A 453-nucleotide genomic window follows, 5' to 3' on the forward strand; every position below is an offset into this window, starting at 1 on the left:
CGCTCCCGTCCGTCAGCCTCGAACATGGCCGCGGCCATCAGCCCGATGACGACCGGCGAGTAGACGTGTCCCTGGGGCGTGCGGATCCATGGGTGCATTCCGGCCGCCTCCCGGTCGGCCTGCATGCCGACAACGTAGTTGATGGCATGGCGCAGCGAGGGCCAGACGGCTGCCGTCTGCTCGGCATGGCTTGGGCCGATGTTCCAGACCGTCGCGTCCGGACGTTTGATGCGATGCCCCCAAACCAGGATCATGCGCTCGGCGGTGTTGGGCATGGATGTCTCTCGTGATTGTTGCAGCCTGCAACGATCCCATGCCGACCCTGTTGCAGTTTGACCTGCGCGTTGTGCGCACATCGACCATACCGTTGAGAGCACCCATGGCGGGCTTGCGGACCGTGTATCGATCACCCAACGGCGACGACTGGCTGGTGGAGCGCAACGAGGCGGGCAC

Annotated in this window: 1 protein-coding gene; it reads right to left on the reverse strand. The window is 65.1% G+C overall.

Translation table 11 applies throughout. The features are described from left to right. The coding region (locus AUL35_RS21360) for a hypothetical protein (protein WP_156418158.1) at positions 1 to 275 on the reverse strand (275 nt) is incomplete at its 3' end. Positions 276 to 453: the final 178 nt, after the last annotated feature.

The sequence above is a fragment of the Aureimonas sp. AU4 genome (genome assembly GCF_001463765.1).
GTDB lineage: Bacteria > Pseudomonadota > Alphaproteobacteria > Rhizobiales > Rhizobiaceae > Aureimonas.